Below are 5,125 nucleotides of genomic sequence, written 5' to 3'. Positions count from 1 at the left end.
GCGCCGTCCTGGTTGACGGCGCTGCCGCGGACGATCGCGAGGACGGTGTGTCCGTTGCGGCGGGCGTCCGACAGCTTCTCCAGGACGAGTACGCCGACGCCCTCGGACCAGCCGGTGCCGTCCGCCCCGGCGGCGAACGACTTGCAGCGCCCGTCCGGGGACAACCCCTTCTGTCTGCTGAACTCGACGAAGGTGCCGGGGGACGACATCACCGTGACGCCGCCCGCCAACGCGAGTGCGCAGTCGCCCTGACGCAGCGCCTGGACCGCGAGGTGCAGGGTGACGAGAGAGGAGGAGCATGCGGTGTCGACCGTGACCGCCGGCCCCTCCAGACCGAAGGTGTACGACACCCGGCCCGACAGCACGCTGCCGGCCCCACCGGTCAGACGGTGGCCGTCCGCTCCCTCCACCGGCTCGAACAGGTACGGACCGTAGTCGTGGTACATGATGCCCGCGTACACACCGGTGCCGCTGCCGCGCAGGCTCGTCGGGTCGATGCCGGCCCGTTCCAAGGCCTCCCAGGACGCTTCGAGGAAGAGCCGCTGCTGGGGGTCCATGGCCAGTGCCTCGCGCGGGGAGATGCCGAAGAACTCCGCGTCGAACTCCGCCGCATCGTGGAGGAATCCGCCTTCGCGCGTGTACGACGTCCCGGGCCGGTCCGGGTCCGGGTCGTGCAGTCGCTCCAGGTCCCAGCCGCGGTCCGCGGGGAACGGCGAGATGGCGTCGGTGCCCTGCTCCAGGAGGTTCCACAGGTCCTCGGGTGAGGCGACTCCGCCCGGGTAGCGGCAGCTCATGCCGACGACGGCGATCGGTTCCCGGGCGGTTGCGAGGAGTTCCTGGTTCTGCTGCCGCAGTCTGCTGGTCTCCTTGAGCGAGTCCCGCAGCGCTGCCACGACCGCTTCGGACGAGGTGTTGTTCATGCTGTTCCTTCTCCAGGACTCAGAAGCCGTGGCTCTCACGAGCCATGCGGACGAGGGCGTCTACGTCGAGGGCGTCGATGTCGAGGTCGGAGGCGTCCGGTGTAGGGGCAAAGGCCTCCTCGGCGCCGACGGCCGGCGTCGACTCGGTGAGGTCGAGCAGCCGGTCGAGCAGGCCGGAGCCACGTAGCCGGTCGATCGACAGCGTGGCGAGCATGCGGCGGATGTCGCGCTCCTCCAGGCGGTCGGCCGACGGCCCCGCCGGGACGGCCGGCTCCCCCGCGCTGGGCGCCAGTTCGGCGAGCAGGAGTCTCGCGACGGCGGTGGGGGTGGGGTGGTCGAAGACGAGGGTGGCCGGCAGGCGCAGCCCGGTGGCCTTGTTGAGGCGGTTGCGCAGTTCGACCGCGGTGAGGGAGTCGATGCCGAGCTCCTTGAAGCCACGGCGCACATCCACCGCGTCGGAGCCGCCGTAGTCGAGGGTTCTGGCGACCTCGTCGCGCACCAGGTCAGCGAGGTGTGCCTCCTGCTCCTCGGATGTCAGACCGGCGAGTCGCTGCGCGACGGACGGCCGTCCCGAGTCGTCGGCCGGACCGGCCGCGACGGGCTTGCGCGGCGGCGTACGGACCAGCCCGCGCAGCAGTGCCGGCAGTTCCGCCGCCCGGGCGCGCAGGGCGGCGGTGTCCAGCGGTAGCGGCACGGCACCCGGCGAGCCGAGTGTCACGGCGGCATCGAAGAGCTCCATGCCCTGGGCCGGCGCGATCGCCACCATGCCGAGCCGGGCGAACCGGCCGCGGTCGGACTCGCCGAGGGCCGCCGCCATACCGCCCTCGGCCCACGGGCCCCAGGCCAGCGAGACCGCCGGAAGCCCCTGGGCACGGCGGTGCTGGGCGAGCGCGTCGAGATAGACGTTGGCCGCCGCGTAGTTGGCCTGCCCCGCGCCGCCGACCAGACCCTGGATGGACGAGAAGAGCGCGAAGACGCTCAGGTCCAGGTGGCGTGTGGCCTCATGCAGGTTGCGGGCGGCGTCGGCCTTGGGGCGCAGCACGGCGGAGACCCGCTCCGGTGTCAGCGTGCCGAACACGCCGTCGTCGAGGACGCCGGCCGCGTGCACGACACCGGTGAGCGGATGCTCGGCCGGAATGCTCGCCAGCAAGGTGTCCAGTGCGGCACGGTCGGCGACGTCGCAAGCCGCCACGGTGGCCTCCGCGCCGAGCGCCCTCAGCTCACGCTCCAGCTCCACGGCCCCGCCGGCCTCACGGCCGCGCCGGCTGACCAGCAGCAGTCGGCGTACGCCGTGCTCGGTGACCAGGTGCCGGGCGAGCAGCCCGCCGAGCGCCCCGGTGGCGCCGGTGATCAGGACCGTGCCGTCCGCCGCGAACGGCAGGGGCTCGGTCGCGGTCCCGGCTGCGGCCCCGGTCAGGGCGACCCGCGTCAGCCGTGGTGTGAGGGCGGTGCCCCCACGTACGGCGATCTCCGCGTCCGAGGCGGCCAGTGCGGTCGCCAGGGCCGAGTCGTCGTCGAGGTCCTCGACGTCCACGAGCACGATCCGGTCCGGGTTCTCCGTCCGCGCCGAGCGCAGCAGCCCCCAGGCCGCCGCTGCGGGCAGGTCGAGCACGTCCTCGTCGTCCGTCACCGCGACGGCCCTCCGGGTCACGACGACCAGCCGCTCCTCGTCGGGCCGGTCCTCGGCCAGCCACTCCTGGGTGCGGGCAAGCGCCTGGTGCACGGTGTCGTGCACCGAGTCGCCGCCGGCCAGACGTACGACGGTGGTGGCGGCGGGAGCGGTGCCCGGCCCGCTCGGCACCCACTCCACGCGGAACAACGCGTCGTGGGTCCGGCCGTCGGCGGCCCGGAGCTGGTCGGCGGAGACCGCCCGTACCGCGAGCGCCTCGACCGAGGCGACCGGTGCGCCCGCGGCATCGGCGACATCGATCGTCACCGCGTCGGCCCCGGCCGGCGCCAGCCGCACCCGCGCGGCCGTGGCTCCGGCGCTGAACAGGCGCACCCCGCTCCACGCGAACGGCAGCCTGGGCTCACCCGTGCCGGGCAGAGCGCCCAGCTCGATGGCGTGCAGCGCGGAGTCGAGCAGCGCCGGATGGAGCCCGAAGCCACGCGCGTCCTCGGCGCGGTCGTCCGGCAGCCGCAGTTCGGCGAACACCTCGTCGCCGCGTCGCCACACCGTGCGCAATCCCTGGAAGGCGGGGCCGTACCCGAAGCCCTGCTCGGCCAGGTCCTGGTAACGGCCGGCCAGTTCGACCGGCTCGGCACCCGCCGGCGGCCAGACGGTGAGGTCCGGGCCGGACCGCGCGTCCTCGGGGGCGAGCCGGCCGTCGGCGTGCCGGACCCACGGGCGGTCGGGGTCGTCGTCCTCCGGCCGGGAGTGCACCGTCAGCTCCCGCCGTCCCGACTCGTCGGGGGCACCCACGACCACCTGGAACCGCACGCCGCCCCGCTCCGGAAGCACGAGCGGAGCCTGCAGCGTGAGCTCCTCCAGCGCGCCGGTCAGGGCCTCGCCGCCCGCCCGGAGAGCCAGTTCCACGAATGCCGTGCCGGGAAGCAGCACGCGGTCCAGGACCATGTGATCCGCCAACCACGGTTGGGAGTCGAGCGAGAGCCGCCCGGTGAACAGCAACTCGTCGGTGTCGGCGCGGGTGAGGGCGGCGCCGATCAGGGGATGGTCCACCTCCCCGAGCCCCACCGCGGTGGCGTCGTGGGGCCGGGCCGTGTTCGGCTGCCAGTAGCGCTGGTGCTGGAACGGGTAAGTGGGCAGATCGACCCGCCGCGCCGCCCGGCCGCCGAACACGGCCCGCCAGTCCGGAGTGGTTCCGCGTACCCACAGGTGCGCCAGTGCGCTGTCGAGGGCGAGGGGCTCCGGACGGTCCTTGCGCAGTGCCGGAACGAACCCCGGCTCTACATCGGTTGTTTCGGGGACGCACGCCCGCCCCATGGCGGACAGCACACCGTCCGGCCCGAGTTCGAGATACGTCGTGACGCCCTGTTCGTGCAGGGTGGTGATGCCGTCGTGGAAGCGCACGGCCTCCCGGACGTGCCGTACCCAGTAGTCCGGCGACGTGAGTTGCTCCGCGGTGGCGAGGGCACCCGTGACGTTCGAGACGACGGGGATGCGCGGGGTGTGGAAGGCCAGGCCGCGTGCCACGGCCGCGAACTCCTCCAGCATCGGGTCCATGTGCGGCGAGTGGAAGGCGTGGCTGACCCGCAGACGGCGGGTTTTGACCCCCTGCTCAGCCAGTCGCTCGGCCACGCCCAGCGTGGCGAGGAGATCACCGGAGATCACGGTCGAGGTGGGTCCGTTGACGGCGGCGATCGCGACTTCGTGTTCGCGTCCGGCGAGGTGTCCGGCGACCTGCTCCTCGGTGGCGAGCACGGAGACCATCGCCCCGTTGCGGGGCAGTGCCTGCATGAGCCGGCCGCGGGCGGCCACCAGGGTGCAGGCGTCCTCCAGGGTCAGCACCCCGGCGACGTGCGCCGCCGCCAGCTCGCCGATCGAGTGCCCGGCCACGAACTGCGGAGTGATCCCCAGATGCTCCACGAGCCGGTACAGCCCTACTTCCAGCGCGAACAGGGCGGTCTGCGTGTGGACGGTCTGGTCCAGAAGCTCGGCCTGGCCGTCGAGGTCCTCGTCCGTGCCGAACATGAGGTCGCGCAGGGATCGCCCGAGGTGTCCGTCGAGGTACTTGCACGCCTCGTCCAGGGCCTGGGCGAAGACGGGCTGTGTCTCGTACAGCTCGCGCCCCATGCCCAGGCGTTGGCTGCCCTGGCCGGTGAACAGGAACGCCACATCACCCGTGGTCGCCTCGCCCTGTACGAGACGGCTCGACGAGCCGCCCTCGACCAGCGTCGTGAGCTCCGCCAGCAGCCCTTCCCGATCCTCGGCCCGGATCACCGCGCGATGACCGAGTGCGGCTCGGTGGACGGCGAGTGACAGTCCGAGTGTGGGCAGGTCGGTGTTGTTGTGCTGTTCGAGGTGGTCGGTGAGTCGTCGTGCCTGGTCGCGCAGGGCGTTGGGAGTGCGGGCGGACAGGGGGATGGGGATGGGGGTGGTGGGGTGAGCTTGGGATGTGGGGGTGTGGTTGTCGGTGGGGTCGCTGGGGTCGGTGGGGGGTTGTTCGAGGATGAGGTGGGCGTTGGTGCCGCTGATGCCGAAGGAGGAGATGGCTGCGCGGCGGGGGCGGCCGGTGTCGGGCCAG

2 protein-coding genes are annotated in these 5,125 nt (G+C 72.9%); both read right to left on the bottom strand.

The window, feature by feature from the left end; all coding sequences use genetic code 11:
* The coding region (locus tag ACZ3I3_RS41165; RefSeq protein ID WP_467373003.1) for a beta-ketoacyl synthase N-terminal-like domain-containing protein at nucleotides 1-893 on the bottom strand (893 nt) is incomplete at its 3' end.
* 46 nt (nucleotides 894-939) lie between these two features.
* On the bottom strand, nucleotides 940-5,125 hold a 4,186-nt coding region (locus ACZ3I3_RS41160; protein ID WP_467373002.1), incomplete at its 5' end, for an SDR family NAD(P)-dependent oxidoreductase.

It is taken from the genome of Streptomyces sp. NPDC016851, from assembly GCF_055562795.1.
This window is presented reverse-complemented; position numbering and strand designations above follow the sequence as displayed.